Annotated in this window: 12 protein-coding genes; 6 read left to right on the forward strand and 6 right to left on the reverse strand. The window is 44.3% G+C overall.

Translation table 11 applies throughout. The annotated features are described in order from the left end of the window. Positions 1–16 precede the first annotated feature (16 nt). Positions 17–979 carry an isopenicillin N synthase family dioxygenase gene (locus B0I27_RS16160; protein WP_106295265.1) on the reverse strand — a complete coding sequence of 321 codons (963 nt, stop codon included), beginning with the start codon at positions 977–979 and terminating at the stop codon, positions 17–19. Between the two features lie 158 nt (positions 980–1,137). Between B0I27_RS16160 and B0I27_RS16165 the strand changes: the two genes are divergently transcribed. The 3 genes from B0I27_RS16165 to B0I27_RS16175 all read left to right on the forward strand — a co-directional run bounded on the left by B0I27_RS16165 (position 1,138) and on the right by B0I27_RS16175 (position 4,499). Further along, the gene (locus B0I27_RS16165) at positions 1,138–3,231 is read left to right on the forward strand and encodes a HEPN domain-containing protein (RefSeq protein WP_106295267.1); all 2,094 of its coding nucleotides are present in this window, start codon (positions 1,138–1,140) and stop codon (positions 3,229–3,231) included. Further along, positions 3,232–3,924, forward strand: coding sequence for a precorrin-2 dehydrogenase/sirohydrochlorin ferrochelatase family protein (locus B0I27_RS16170; RefSeq protein WP_106295268.1), 693 nt, complete (start codon positions 3,232–3,234; stop codon positions 3,922–3,924). It begins immediately after the preceding gene. Positions 3,925–3,995: 71 nt separating this feature from the next. After that, positions 3,996–4,499 (forward strand): RrF2 family transcriptional regulator, encoded by a 504-nt coding sequence (locus tag B0I27_RS16175; protein ID WP_106295269.1) that lies wholly within the window; start codon positions 3,996–3,998, stop codon positions 4,497–4,499. A 165-nt stretch (positions 4,500–4,664) separates the two neighbouring features. Here the strand turns inward: B0I27_RS16175 and lnt are convergent, their stop codons facing one another. Genes lnt through rsmI form a run of 3 tightly spaced genes read right to left on the reverse strand, consistent with a single transcriptional unit; the run spans position 4,665 to position 7,617 of the window. Further along, entirely contained in the window at positions 4,665–6,278 is a 1,614-nt protein-coding gene (gene lnt, locus B0I27_RS16180; protein ID WP_106295271.1) for an apolipoprotein N-acyltransferase, read from the reverse strand. Beyond that, on the reverse strand, positions 6,279–6,917 hold the full coding sequence (locus B0I27_RS16185) for a PH domain-containing protein (RefSeq protein WP_106295273.1): 639 nt from the start codon (positions 6,915–6,917) through the stop codon (positions 6,279–6,281). It abuts the gene before it with no gap. Next, on the reverse strand, positions 6,907–7,617 hold the full coding sequence (gene rsmI / locus B0I27_RS16190; protein ID WP_106295321.1) for a 16S rRNA (cytidine(1402)-2'-O)-methyltransferase: 711 nt from the start codon (positions 7,615–7,617) through the stop codon (positions 6,907–6,909). Before rsmI ends, B0I27_RS16185 begins: the two co-directional genes overlap by 11 nt. Before the next feature lie 69 nt (positions 7,618–7,686). Here rsmI and serS point away from each other — a divergent pair, with 69 nt between their 5' ends. Next, positions 7,687–8,958, forward strand: a complete 1,272-nt coding sequence (gene serS, locus B0I27_RS16195) for a serine--tRNA ligase (protein WP_106295275.1) — start codon at positions 7,687–7,689, stop codon at positions 8,956–8,958. Positions 8,959–9,563: 605 nt separating this feature from the next. Beyond that, the gene (locus tag B0I27_RS16200; protein ID WP_106295277.1) at positions 9,564–9,932 is read left to right on the forward strand and encodes a response regulator; all 369 of its coding nucleotides are present in this window, start codon (positions 9,564–9,566) and stop codon (positions 9,930–9,932) included. On the opposite strand, the gene recO is transcribed toward B0I27_RS16200, so the two are convergent. Both recO and B0I27_RS16210 read right to left on the reverse strand, forming a co-directional pair. Further along, a complete protein-coding gene (recO, locus tag B0I27_RS16205; protein WP_106295279.1) occupies positions 9,922–10,650 on the reverse strand; it encodes a DNA repair protein RecO in 729 nt (242 codons plus the stop codon). The genes B0I27_RS16200 and recO overlap by 11 nt on opposite strands. A 74-nt stretch (positions 10,651–10,724) precedes the next feature. Further along, positions 10,725–10,982 carry a signal peptidase gene (locus tag B0I27_RS16210; protein WP_106295281.1) on the reverse strand — a complete coding sequence of 86 codons (258 nt, stop codon included), beginning with the start codon at positions 10,980–10,982 and terminating at the stop codon, positions 10,725–10,727. 181 nt (positions 10,983–11,163) lie between these two features. On the opposite strand from B0I27_RS16210, the gene ileS reads away from it, so the two are divergent. Beyond that, positions 11,164–14,556: an isoleucine--tRNA ligase gene (ileS, locus tag B0I27_RS16215; protein ID WP_106295283.1), complete on the forward strand. Its 3,393-nt coding sequence runs from the start codon at positions 11,164–11,166 to the stop codon at positions 14,554–14,556. Positions 14,557–14,559: the final 3 nt, after the last annotated feature.

Here is a 14,559-nt window from a genome sequence, read left to right on the forward strand (position 1 = left end):
AGATCCTTGCTGTTTATCACATTTTGAGACCGATCTCTCTCAAACGCTCATCCAAATATTCACCAGCAGTCATATCACTATAAGCCTTTGGTTTATCTTCGCTGATACAGATATCCAGGCAGGTCAGATCCATGTCGAGCTTTGGATGCAGGAAGAAAGGCACCGAATATCTTGATGACTTCATCAGCTCCCTTGGAGGATTTACCACACGGTGAGTAGTAGATTTAAGTTTATTGTTTGTCAAACGCTGGAGCATGTCACCTACGTTAACAACAATATCTTCCACTTGTGCTTTTACTGGATACCAGGTTCCCGCACGGGTCAATACCTCCAGGCCATCCGCACTGGCACCTATCAGCAAGGTAATCAAATTAATATCTTCATGAGCACCTGCCCGCACTGCGTCAGGAGCCAGAGCATCAGGATCCTGAATGGGGAAATAGTGAATGCCCCGTAAAATGGAGTTACCATTGTGGACCTTAGGCTCAAAATAGTTCTCATCCAGACCAAGATAAACGGAAATAGCCCTTAGGAGATGTCTGCCTGCGATCTCCAGTCGCTCATAAACCTCTCGTGTCACTTCGTTAAATCGCGGAAGTTCTTCCACCATTATATTATCCGGATATTGTGCCTTTACCGGATCACCGTCAGTAACCGTTTGTCCCCGCTGCCAAAACTCTTTAAGATCTGCTACCGGTGCACCTTTGGCTTTCTCCTTTCCTTTACTGGTATAGCCCCGTTGTCCAGCCAGCTCCGGCTTTTCGTATTTGCGCTTAACATCCTCCTGGAGGTCGAAAAACTTCTTGACCTCGACATAGAGCTCATTCATCAATTCCTGAGTCATGCCGTGGTTCGCGATAGTCACAAATCCGGTTTCGGTAAAAGCCTTTCCTATGTTTTCTGAGAACTGCTGCTTCTGCTCGGCAGATCCGTTCACATAGTCGTTCAGGTCTAATCGTGGAATATTTATCTCTGCCATTTTCTTTGTTTGTTTGTTAACGTTCAAAGATAAAGAAATTGACTCGTCGATCAGAGACCAGAAAACGCCCTTCCGTCATCTACGGATCAGGTTTTAGAAATATTTCTGATAGTGGCTCATTATTATTATTTTTGATAATCATATTAACTCTATAGAGAATGCAAGGTTTCAGAACAGAGCTAGAGAATCCACTGGTACAGAAAGACATAATTGAACTTGAAAAGAAGATCAGACTGTTCAGAGAGGGACAACTTCATGAAGAGAAATTCCGCAGCCTAAGGTTAGCAAGGGGCGTTTACGGCCAGAGACAGCCTGGTGTACAGATGATCAGAATCAAGCTTCCATACGGAAGGATGACCGTTCAACAGTTGTATCGGATCTCCGATGTATCGGATAATTATGCCACCGGCAACTTACATATCACCACCCGACAAGACATTCAGCTCCATTACGTGAGTTTGGAACGCACCCCTGAATTATGGGCTGAGCTTGAAAAAGATTCAGTAACGTTACGGGAAGCCTGCGGAAACACTGTGAGAAACGTGACCGGATCGGCAATGGCGGGTGTAGATCCCGAGGAACCATTTGACGTAACTCCTTATGCACATGCTACGTTTGAATATTTTCTTCGCAACCCGATCTGTCAGGATATGGGAAGGAAGTTCAAGATGGCCTTTTCTTCTTCGGAGAAAGATTCCGCTTTCGCTTTCATGCATGATATTGGTTTCGTTCCGAAAGTGAGATTCGAAAATGGGGAGGAAGTGAGGGGCTTCAAGGTCGTACTTGGTGGCGGACTTGGCTCACAGCCTCATATCGCTGAATATGTTACAGATTTTATGCATGAAGATTTGATCATTCCTTTTGCAGAGTCGGTCATCCGCGTGTTTGATCGCTATGGAGAACGCGCAAAAAGAAACAAAGCACGCTTAAAATATCTTATTCAGGACATCGGCAAAGAGGCGTTTCTTGAACTTGCCGAAAATGAGCGTCTTGCTTTAAAGAATAAAATTTATAAAATAAACCGTCACATTGCTTTTACGGAGCCTGAAGGAAATCTACTTTCAGTTCCTGAGATCAGCAATCCGGCTAAGTATGAGCGTTGGCTTAAAACAAACATTTTCGAGCAAAAACAAAAAGGCTTTGTTTCCATCGGTATACGTGTTCAAAATGGAGACATAAAGACCCCTATTGCCCGGAAGTTTGCTCAGCTCGTCCTTGATGCTGCTGGTGACGACATTCGTCTGACCAATTCACAAGGCATTATGTTACGCTTTGTGAAGGTTGAAAACCTCCCCTACGTGTTTGAAAAGCTAAATGAACTCGGTTTAGCAGAGCCCGGCTTTGAAAGCGTTATCGACATCACGTCTTGTCCCGGCACTGATACTTGTAACCTGGGAATTTCAAACAGTACAGGCATCACTCGTGAACTCGAAAGAGTTATAGCTGCTGAGTATCCGGAACTCATCTATAACAAAGACATTACCATAAAAATCAGTGGGTGTATCAATGCTTGCGGACAACATGCAATGGCAGCAATAGGTTTCCATGGCTCCAGTATGAAAATAGGGAAGATGGTAGCCCCTGCCCTTCAGGTATTGCTGGGAGGCGGACCAACCGGTGACGGAGGTGGTGTCGCATCTGAGAAGATCGTAAAAGTACCTAGTAAACGCGGACCACAGATTCTGCGCACGCTTCTAAATGACTATTTTGACAATCGCAACGATGGCGAGCTATACAACGCTTATTATACCCGTCAGGGAAAGATCTATTTCTACGACTTATTGAATCCTATCGCTAAGTCAGACGATATCACTCCTGACGACTTTATTGACTGGGAACATACAGAAGCGTATAAGCCCGCTATCGGGATCGGCGAATGTGCCAGCGTCATGATTGACCTTGTTGCCACCCTGCTCTTCGAAGCTGAAGAGCGCATTGACTGGTCAAGGGAGGCATTGGAGGCCGCTGAGTATGCCGATTCAATTTATCATTCCTATACCGGATTCGTAAATTCAGCAAAGGCTCTTTTAGTAGCTGAAGGAATAAAAACGAATACTCAGGCAGGAATTATTCGTGACTTTGACTCGACATTCGTCGAGACGAAAAAAATTGCGCTTCCTACGAGTTTCCATGATCTGGTTTATCAAATGAATCAGCAGGAACCAGGTAAGGAGTTCGCCACTTATTATTTCCAGCAATCTGAATTGTTTAATCTGCAATTGAAAGACTATAGAAATCTTCAACTAGCATAGATGACTGACCTGGAGGAAACAAATCCCTTATTTCCAATATTCCTGAAACTACATAACCTCAACCTGCTCCTTGTAGGTGGAGGTTACGTAGCTATGGAAAAGCTTAGTGCCCTACTGGCTAACAGTCCGCATGCAAATATCAAACTGGTAGCACCTGAGATCAGTAGCGAAGTGTTGAATATTCTCAAGCTTCACAATATCCCCTACATAGAACGTGTTTTTGAACCCGGCGATCTCGAGGGTATGGATCTCGCCGTTGTCGCGATAAACGACAGCAACATCAGTGCAGGCATTGCCTCCGTCTGCAAGGAAAAAAAGGTATTAACAAATGTTGCTGACAAGCCGGATCTCTGCGACTTTTACCTTGGGTCCATCGTGCAAAAAGGCAATCTAAAGATAGCGATATCAACAAACGGCAAATCACCCACCATTGCCAAACGTATCAAAGAAGTACTAAACGAAACCATACCTGAGGAGATGGACGACCTTCTGAATAATATGCAACGCATCAGAAACGGACTGAAAGGCGACTTCAACGATAAGGTAAAACGCCTGAATGAAATTACCAGCGTAATGTCTGTTGAGAATAAAAAGAAGTCCGCATTCAAAAGGTTCATCTACTTCTTCTCCTTCATCATCGCAATCATGTTTCTTATACTGGCAGGCTACTATATCCTTCTGGCGGTTTCATAATATATATACAGCTTTCCGCGTTGATAATATTTATATCTTATCTTTGCTATTGACTTTATATACTATTTGCTTTGCTAACAAAGAAAACCAAATACGCTGTGAAAGCCTTGATGGCTCTAGCAAGAAATAAAGGGAACTCTCCAATGCTCATTTCAGCTATTGCGGCAAAAGAGCAGCTTCCCAAAAAGTTCCTCGAAGCGATTTTACTGGAGATGAAGCGAAACGGCATCCTCGCCAGTAAAAAAGGCGCCGGCGGCGGATATTATCTGATGAAGAAAGCTGAAGAGATAAAGCTTGCTGCTATTATCCGGATAATCGATGGTCCTATCGCGCTCCTTCCCTGCGTCAGCCTCAATTTTTATGAACGATGCGAAGAATGCACAAGTGAATTGTATTGCGGGATACGTGATGTAATGAAGGACGTCAGGGATGCCACTTTAAAAATCCTCGGCGAAACGAGCCTGGCCGACATGATCGAACGTGAAGACAAGATGAAAGCCCTGCTGATGGAGAATCAGGCCGAAAACGTAACAGGGGAAGACTTCAAAGGCAACCTGGGCGGTGTTATAGAATAAAAAAGGGTTGTTCTCATGATGAATGATACAACCCTTTTTTTAAAAAAACCTAGCTTAAAACTACTCTAAAGTCAAATCACTTAACTTACCTTCTTCTACGGGGAAAGTAGTTGAAAGTTTCAAAAAAATCATCTTAAACACTGTTTCACAAGTTGTTGCAAACCATCAGCTCAGCGATTTACGGCGAATGATCATTAAAACGATCAAAGCTCCCGCAACCACACAAGCTGCCCACGCGATCCAGTCCCCGTAACGAACGTAAAATGTCAGATCACTATTCAGATTAATATCCTGCTTCAGGGCGGTGGGCACCCACCATGAAGTAGCCTGAATTACGTCACCTCGTTGATTGATAAAAGCTGAAATACCGGTATTGGCCGATCTTGCAACCCACCTCCTTGTTTCGATGGCTCGCAAGCGAGCATACGCAAGATGCTGATCTTTACCCGAAGTATTACCCCACCATGCGTCATTGGTAATGATGGCGATAAATTGAGCTCCGTCACGAATATACTCCGCCACATAGCTGCCCCAGACAGATTCATAGCAGATCACCGGAGCAACGCCCATACCACTCTGCGAAAAGAAAACAGATGGCTTATCCTGTTTCCCGAAGCCTCCGGACGAACCTCCAAATGCAGCGAATACCGGCTTCATGAAACTTAATGCATCTGCAAAAGGGAGAGACTCAACCCCCGGCACCAGCTTTGATTTGTGATAAAATTGGACCCTGGAAGAGTTCTCTATGTTGATGGCCGCGTTATAATAGTCGAGATATTTGCCAAAAGACTCGTTGTATGTGGCGCTAGATGTTTCAGCCTTGTCGTAAAGCTTAAAACTCTCAATTCCCGAAAGCACGTTTCCATTCTTGTACTTTGACAGAAATGCCTGAACCTTAAGAAAGTTAAGATCACTGTGAATACGGTACTCTTCGGTCATTCTGGATATGGCAGTCTCAGGCCATATGAAATACTCTGTATTTATCTGACCTATAGAGTCAGATAGCCGTATCAGGTCATCGACCTGCGTTTCGGGCGACTTGCTCCATTTATCATAGGGATCAATGTTCGGTTGTACCACGACCACGTTCGCCGGATTGGGCGATTCGACATACCGCGTGTACATCATGACCGAAACCGCAATAGGAACGGCCACCCAGACTGACAGCCCAAGAGCTAATTTCTTCTTGAGGTGGTAACCAGCAGCCCGGGAGTCATCCTGCTCACTCAACTCAAAGGCAAGAATATTCGCGACGAGAATCCAGAGACTGCCACCATAGACCCCCGTAAACTCATACCACTGCACTAACCGGGGCGTCTCGGCGAAGCCATTGCCCAGATTCATCCAGGGAAACTGAAGATCCCAGCTCTGATGCAGATACTCATAAGCGATCCAGAAGCATATAAGACCGAGGTAGCTTAAAAACCTGCCCGAACTTCTTCGCAGTTGAAAATATAGCCAGAACGCCAGGGTCATCAATAGTGCGGCCAGGCCGAACGGAATAAGAGAGATCAGAGAGGCAACCCAGACATCGAGCACTGCGTTTAACGAATTAAACACCCAGTAAATAGAGGAAGTGTTCCAGATCAAAAACGTCAGGCCCGACAGTAGGAACACCTTTCTCCCCTTTCGCGGAAGGTCAGACTGAAACACGTTTTCAACAGCCCTCAGCAGAGGCACCAAAGCCACTAACAGTATTGGCGCAGTAAAGGACATGGGTGGCCAGGCAAGCCATAACAGAAATGCACTTACAAGGGCCAGGAAATAATTTCTTTTCACTTAGAACTGAGATAATATATCCGATTTTTTTGCTTCATACTCTTCCTGCGAGATCAACTGCTTTTCAAAGAGCACCTTCAGCTTCTTCAGCTTCATAGTAATCTCATCTTCAAAGGCTTCCACAGGTTCAGGAGCAGGAGCGACCGTTTCCGCAACAACAGGCTGAATCACTTCCTGAGCTATACTCTCCTTTTCAAACTGCTCTCTACGTTGCTGCTGTTCTTTAAGATACTGCTCTTGCTTCAGTTCTGCTTTTAGCCTGTCTATCTGCTGATTCGAAAACTGATACAATTTCCTTGCCTGAACTTTTGGTATATAATCGACCGTAAAATTCTCTCCGCTCAAAGGAACAGCAGTAAAGCGCGCACCAAAGAATTCTTCTTTGAAAGAAACCTCCTTGATGTCTTTCCACGAATAAATCTCAAAGTTGGTAGTCAAACCCAAATTACCCGGAATACAAAAAAACAAACGCTTGCTGGTAACCGCAATAGTATCCGGAACAAGGGTAACCGCAGGTTTTTTCTGTACTGCGAGATATAAAACCTCTTCTCCGGGGGTGAGCATATCCTGCAGTTTAATAAGGATCTTCTCGACAGCCTTCGGATCCTGTTCATCTATTAAAAACTTCTCAAAGTTCATTCTCTTTTTTATTAACGTTTTTCTTTCCTTCTTTCCCTCCTATTATAACAACAAACTCACCCTTTAAAGTATTTGATTCATAATAAGACTTAACTTCTGATAGACTACCCCGTACCGTTTCTTCGAACATCTTTGTGAGCTCCCTCGATACGGAGGCTGGACGATCTTCTCCAAAAACAGTAATAAATTCATCTAAAGACTTAAGCAGACGATGCGGCGACTCATAAATGATCATCGTCCGCGGCTCTTCAGCTAACTCCCTTAAGCGAGTCTGACGCCCCTTTTTCACAGGCAAAAACCCCTCAAACGTAAAACGGTCAGTCGGCAGACCCGAATTAACGAGCGCAGGCACAAAAGCTGTTGCTCCTGGAAGACACTCCAGCTCGATATCATTTTTGAGCACCTCCCGAACCAGGTAAAAGCCTGGATCAGAAACCGCTGGCGTTCCTGCGTCAGATATCAATGCGATATTTTGCCCTTCCTGTAGGAACCTTACAATCTCCGAACTTGCCTTATGCTCATTATGCTGATGATGCGCGTAAACCTTTTTATCTATTCCAAAGTGTTTTAAAAGCGGTGCACTGGTACGTGTGTCCTCCGCAAGAATGAGATCCACCTCCTTCAGAATGCGGATCGCCCTAAGCGTTATATCCTCCAGATTTCCAATGGGAGTGGGTACGAGATAGAGTTTCCCTGTCATATTCAAAAAAAATGCAAAAACTTCCTGCAAACAGTCAACTGATCATATCTTTGACAAAAATTTACAACGATGCTGCAAGTTAGTTATATCCGCGAGAACAGAGAGAAGGTTTTGGAACGATTGTCTGTTAAAAATTTCAAACAGCCTGAATTAGTTGACACTATTATTTCCCTAGATGAAGAACGTCGTCAGACTCAAACCTCGTTAGACTCGATCTCCGCGGAAGCAAACGCTATGGCTAAGCAGATCGGTGAACTGATGCGCAGTGGTCAAAAAGACCAGGCCGAAGAAATTAAGGGAAAGACAGGGGGACTAAAAGAACAGATCAAGCTATTGGGAGATAAATTAACCCATGCTGAAGAAGAACTCCAGAAAAATCTCGTATTGCTTCCTAACCTGCCACACAGCACTGTTGCCAATGGCTCAACACCCGAAGAAAACGAGAATATCTTCGAGTTCGGTGAGAAGCCTGAGCTTTCTGCAAACGCACTTCCGCATTGGGAACTGGCATCAAAATACGATATAATCGACTTTGAGCTTGGCAATAAGATCGCCGGAGCGGGCTTCCCTGTCTACAAGGGTAAAGGTGCTAAGTTGCAACGCGCACTTATCAACTTCTTCCTTGATCATGCAGAAGAGGCAGGTTATCACGAAGTGCAGCCTCCGATCGTAGTTAATGAAGCTTCAGGGTTTGGTACAGGACAGTTGCCTGATAAGGAAGGTCAGATGTACCATGTAGGTATGGATAACCTCTATCTGATCCCGACTGCGGAGGTTCCCGTTACCAATCTTTACAGGGATGTCATCGTTAAAGAGGACGAACTTCCAATTAAAAACTGCGCATACACACCATGTTTTCGCCGGGAGGCTGGCTCCTATGGCGCACACGTCAGAGGACTTAACAGGCTTCACCAGTTCGATAAAGTAGAGATCGTCCAGATAACTCACCCCGAAAAATCTTATGAGACAATCGAACAGATGAGCGCGCACGTTCAGTCATTACTCCAAAAACTTGGACTTCCCTACCGTGTTCTCCGCCTTTGCGGAGGTGACATGAGTTTTGCTTCAGCGCTAACGTATGACATGGAAGTGTGGAGTGCCGCACAGGAACGCTGGCTCGAAGTTTCATCCGTATCTAATTTTGAAACCTTCCAGAGCAACAGACTTAAGCTGCGTTTTAAAGGAAAAGAAGGCAAGGCCCAGCTTGCTCATACTTTAAATGGAAGTGCCCTTGCCTTGCCGCGTATTGTAGCATCTCTTCTTGAAAATAATCAAACAGATAGAGGTATTAAAATCCCGGAAGCGCTTATTCCCTATACGCGCTTTGAATGGATTGATTAATAATCCCTATAAAATCAGAATATAAAGGACTGTCCATCTTGCTCTCAGAGCAAGTATTGACAGTCCTTTTTTGTAACCGCCAAGAGCAAAAGAACCGGCTTACCCGGCCAGGAAGTTGTAAAAAACTCCCATACACAGCACGCTGCGACTAAAATATTAAATCTGAAAATAGCTAAACAAACTGAAAAAAGATGTTCTTAAGGGATATTTGAAATTAACTTGAGGCTTGCACCCTTCTTATTAAACACCTAAGAAGTAATTACTGCGCGATTGTTGGAAATTCAGGACAAAAAATAAGCTCCTGATGGGCAGGAGCTCAAACTAACCAATTATAAACCTAAATCTTAAAAGAAATCTTTAAAAAGAATTTTTCTAAAACTTTATGTGTCAAAGATACATTTAAATCGCAGCCAGCGCAACTATTTCACATTTTTTAACATTTAAGCAAATTAAAAAAACCATCACCTCGCTGAAAATCAACAATTTGCAAATAACAGGTATCAGCGTTATTACAAAAAGGAAATTTTATCCAAACATTAACCATTCAATTTGGTTATAATCGTCTAAAGAAATCGTGTTACGAGACTTTAATTAAGGGAACTGGAATGTCTAAACGGATACTAATTTTTGACGACGATACTGATATACTGTCAATTTGCACTTACATACTTCAGGAACTTGGCTGGGAAGTCAAAACCTCTCCACATTGCAACGATATCGTAAATACGGTAAGGGCATTCAATCCCAATGTCATATTGATGGACAATTGGATACCCGATTCAGGGGGCGTAGTAGCCACTCAGGCAATTAAAGCAGAAACCGACCTACGAAATATTCCTGTAGTGTACTTCTCGGCTAACAATGACATACAGTCACTAGCTAATAAAGCTGGTGCTGACACTTATCTGGAAAAGCCTTTTGATCTTAACGAACTTGAAAACGTTATTGAACGCGTAGCCGGATTCAAGGACTAAGAACTTCTTCAATAATCTTGTGGGAACGTATTTCTGAGAAATTGTCGACGTGAAGCCTGTAATAGTCAAGAATTCTCGACAATAGTTCACGTCTTTCTGTATTGTTTATCCGCAATACATGTAGCGAATCGATTTTAGTTTCCAGTAGCTCCGTGAATTTCTTCACCAGGCTGCCATGCAGGAAATGAACGTGGCCGGGCGGCACGTTAGTAAAAACTCCATTCCTCAGGTCAAAATATGCAGACACCCGCTCATTGGTTCTCTCCGGATAAAACCCCAGATACCTGCTAAGGTGACTCAAAAACCAAAGATGGAAGTTATTGAGTCCTGTTTCCATACGATCAAGCAGCGCAATGCTATGAAAGATGAATTCGAACAATGGAAGATCTTCATGGTGATGCTTTACAACCTTGTATAGCACCTCATTTAAGAAGAGTGCTAAACTACTCTTTGTAAGATCGTAAGGCAGTGATTCAAAAAGCGGTACATTTCTCAGCTCTGACACACGCTGAATTCCCCCGTTTAATTTATGATAAACCACCATATCCAGCAAATGCAGAGGCTGAATCATGTTCATACGAATCTTCGCACGGGGCTTACGCGCACCGTTAATCAGATAGGACTGTAAGCCAAACTTTTCTGTAAAAACCTGAACCACGACACTACTCTCCGAATAGTCTGTCGTTTTAAAGACTATCCCCCGTGTCTTATGCAACATATTCAGCTAGTTGAGGCCAACCAAGCCATCCAGAAATGTGCATACTATGGATCCGTCTGCACACTGGTAGAATCTTAACTTTCATTCAATTCATTCTCTCGTTGCTCTTTCTTTTCAGCTTCGATCGCCCGTTCCTCGATAATCCCCTTATATTCGACCTTCCGCACAAATGAATAGAAGATAGACACGAAACCGATTCCAAACAGCAATGTCCCCAGAATCATAGCCCATCCATAGTCATCAAACGCATTTCGTTTGATGGAGTATCCAATCAGGTTAAGGCCAATTCCAATGGCTACCAGAATCAAACCACGTTTCATAAACTTATTCATAATCAAAACTACGCAAAGCACGTGCCACAAGCAAACAACATCACGCCCAATGGATTCATATAGATATGCATCTGGTATAATCCGCAGCTGATAGGACCTTAGTACGGCTTTTTCCGGCTTAATTTAATTATTGCCGCGCATTTTCATAACTTTGCACCTCAAAATTTGGGTTAAAGCGCTGATGTACAAAGAATATAAACAACTAAATTTATCTACTACAGGAAAAGACATACTCGAATACTGGAAAAACAATAAGATTTTCGAGAAGAGTGTTTCAAACAGACCGGCTTCTAAACCATATACGTTCTACGAAGGTCCTCCCTCTGCCAACGGCATGCCGGGAATCCATCACGTTATGGGACGCGGCATTAAAGATATCTTCTGTCGATATAAAACGCTCAAGGGGTTCCGCGTGGAACGAAAGGGCGGATGGGACACTCATGGTCTCCCAATCGAACTTGCTGTCGAAAAAACCCTCGGTATCACTAAAGAAGATATAGGGAAAAAAATTACTGTAGAAGAGTACAACGCAGCTTGCCGCAGTGAGGTTATGCGCTATACAGATGCATGGAACGACCTGACCGAAAAGATGGGTTACTGGGTAGACCTAGACACCCCTTATGTCACCTATGAAAACAACTACATTGAATCCCTTTGGTGGATCCTGAAAGAGCTATACAACAAGAAACTACTTTATAAAGGCTATACCGTTCAACCTTTCTCTCCCGCTGCAGGAACCGGTCTGAGCTCTCATGAGCTAAACATGCCAGGCACCTACCGTAATGTGAAGGATACGTCTATTGTTGCACAGTTCCGGTTGAAGAAAGATCAGATCCATCCCTTAACGCCGATCCTCTTCCAAAATGAAGCGGAAGACACCGTGATGCTGGCCTGGACGACTACTCCATGGACATTACCGTCAAACTGCGCCCTGGCAGTTGGCAAAAACATCACTTACGTGAAGATCAGGACGTTCAATCAATACACCTATGCGCCTGTAAGTGTGATCCTCGCGAAGGATCTGGTTTCCAAACATTTCAAAGCAGAGGGCCAAAACGCATCGTTCCAGGATTATAAGGGAGGCGACAAACTTATCCCCTGGGAAATTGCCGGCGAGTTCAGCGGAGAAGACCTGATCGGTCTCCGCTATCACCAGCTTATGCCCTACGTAACGAGCGAAAAACTCGAGAAAGAAGCATTCCGCGTAATCCCTGCAGATTACGTAACCACAGAAGATGGAGCCGGTATCGTACACATTGCCGCAGTCTTTGGCGCGGATGACTTCCGTGTCGCAAGGGAAAACAACGTTCCTTCTGTCATGATTACCGACGAACGCGGCAATGAGTTCCCTCTAGTCGACAGACAGGGTAGATTCGTTGATCAGGTAACAGACTTCGCCGGAAAATATGTAAAAGAAGAATTTTATACTGATGAGATCAGAAACCAGCCCGGTTTCAGACCTACAGACGTTTTAATAGCCATACAGCTTAAGGAAGACAATAAAGCCTTCGATGTTAAGAAATACGAGCACAGCTACCCGCATTGCTGGAGAACTGACAAACCCGTATTGTATTATCCGCTAGACAGCTGGTTTATTAAAACGACCGCCGTTAAAGAACGGATGGTCGAGCTTAACAAAGAAATCAATTGGAAGCCGGAAGCTACCGGAACAGGCAGATTCGGCAACTGGCTCGAAAACCTGGTCGACTGGAATCTTTCCCGCTCCAGATACTGGGGAACTCCTCTACCCATCTGGCGTAGTCAGGACGGAACAGAAGAGCTTTGCATTGGCTCCGTTGATGAATTAAAAACTAAAATAACCGAAGCCTTACTGTCTGGCACTCTAACAGCAGAAGAGACAGAAAAGCTTTCTGTCCTTGAAAGCACGTACACGGACGGCACTTTCGACCTCCACCGCCCGTATGTTGATGACATCATTCTAGTGTCGCCTAGTGGCCAGAAGATGTACAGGGAGCCCGATCTGATCGACGTATGGTTTGATTCCGGCGCCATGCCATTTGCGCAGTGGCATTATCCTTTCGAAAATAAGGCTGAGTTTGAAAAAGCGTATCCGGCAGACTTTATCGCTGAAGGAGTGGATCAGACGCGCGGTTGGTTCTTTACGCTCCACGCTATCTCCGTCATGCTGAATGACTCTATAGCGTTTAAAAATGTTGTATCAAACGGACTGGTACTCGACAAAAGCGGCAACAAGATGTCCAAACGTTTAGGTAATGCAGTAGATCCATTCGAAACGATTGAGAAATACAGTGCTGATGCCACCCGCTGGTATATGATCAGCAATGCATCCCCATGGGATAACCTGAAGTTTAATGAAGAAGGACTGGATGAAGTGCGCCGTAAATTTTTCGGAACGTTATATAACACCTACGCATTCTTCGCGCTTTATGCAAACATCGACAAGTTTACGTATGCCGAGGCAGATATCGCATCTGAGGCTCGTCCGGAGATCGACAGATGGATCATTTCCCGTCTGAATACGCTGGTTAACGACGTAGACGGCTTCTATGCCGACTTCGAACCTACCCGCGCGGCTCGCGCTATTCAGGAATTCGTAGACGAGCATCTGAGCAACTGGTATGTGAGATTATGCCGCCGCCGTTTCTGGAAGGGCGATTACACCGAAGATAAGATCTCTGCATATCAGACACTTTACACTTGTCTGAGTACGATCGCTAAGCTGATGTCGCCCATCGCGCCATTCTTTAGCGAACGGTTGTTCCTCGATCTGAATACCATTACAGGTAAAGAGCAATCAGAATCTATTCACCTGACAGATTTCCCTGCCTACAACGAAACACTCGTAGATACAGGCCTTGAAGAACGCATGTCCCTGGCTCAGAACATCTCTTCCATGATCCTTTCCCTAAGAAAGAAAGTCGGAATAAATGTACGTCAGCCATTAAACAAGATCCTTCTACCCGTACTCGACAGCCAGTTTCAGCAGAAAGTTGATCAGGTAAAAGAGCTGATCCTTTCAGAAACAAATATCAAGACGATCGAGTATATCAGCGACACCGCCGGCATCATCAAGAAGAAGGTTAAACCAAATTTCAAGTCATTGGGTCCGAAGGCAGGCAAATCTATGAAGGATGTAGCCGCTTTCATCAACTCCTGGACTCCTTCCGACCTCGCTTTGTTCGAAGAAAACGGCGTGGTTACCTTCTCAAAAGACGGCCTGAACGTGGACATATACCCTGAAGATGCAGAAATCATTGCAGAAGACGTTCCGGGATGGCAAGTTACGAATCTTGGAAAACTAACGGTAGCATTAGATGTTACGATAACAACTGAACTGAAACAAGAAGGAATTTCAAGAGAGGTCATTAATAGGATTCAGAACCTGAGAAAAGAGCAGGGACTGGAAGTAACAGATAAAATACAGGTAGAGGCTGCATGCCCTGATCTGGTATCTGAAGCGATAATAAATAATTTATCATATATTAAAGCCGAAATTCTCGCCGAGTCTTTTAAGATTGTACCTGATCTGTCAACCGGCGAAAAAGTGCAAATAGACGAACAGGAATTAACGATTCTTATAACAAAGGTATAAAAG

Origin of the sequence: Arcticibacter pallidicorallinus (assembly GCF_003002875.1) — a bacterium.
GTDB classification, from domain to species: domain Bacteria; phylum Bacteroidota; class Bacteroidia; order Sphingobacteriales; family Sphingobacteriaceae; genus Arcticibacter; species Arcticibacter pallidicorallinus.

Bases quoted from the DNA above. Each gene is read 5' to 3' on its own strand.
- B0I27_RS16170 (WP_106295268.1), top strand. From the start codon at position 3,232: ATGACTGACCTGGAGGAAACAAATCCCTTATTTCCAATATTCCTGAAA.
- B0I27_RS16185 (WP_106295273.1), bottom strand. From the start codon at position 6,917: ATGAACTTTGAGAAGTTTTTAATAGATGAACAGGATCCGAAGGCTGTC.
- B0I27_RS16200 (WP_106295277.1), top strand. From the start codon at position 9,564: ATGTCTAAACGGATACTAATTTTTGACGACGATACTGATATACTGTCA.
- B0I27_RS16210 (WP_106295281.1), bottom strand. From the start codon at position 10,982: ATGAATAAGTTTATGAAACGTGGTTTGATTCTGGTAGCCATTGGAATT.
- serS (WP_106295275.1), top strand. From the start codon at position 7,687: ATGCTGCAAGTTAGTTATATCCGCGAGAACAGAGAGAAGGTTTTGGAA.
- ileS (WP_106295283.1), top strand. From the start codon at position 11,164: ATGTACAAAGAATATAAACAACTAAATTTATCTACTACAGGAAAAGAC.
- rsmI (WP_106295321.1), bottom strand. From the start codon at position 7,617: ATGACAGGGAAACTCTATCTCGTACCCACTCCCATTGGAAATCTGGAG.
- B0I27_RS16165 (WP_106295267.1), top strand. From the start codon at position 1,138: ATGCAAGGTTTCAGAACAGAGCTAGAGAATCCACTGGTACAGAAAGAC.
- recO (WP_106295279.1), bottom strand. From the start codon at position 10,650: ATGTTGCATAAGACACGGGGGATAGTCTTTAAAACGACAGACTATTCG.
- B0I27_RS16160 (WP_106295265.1), bottom strand. From the start codon at position 979: ATGGCAGAGATAAATATTCCACGATTAGACCTGAACGACTATGTGAAC.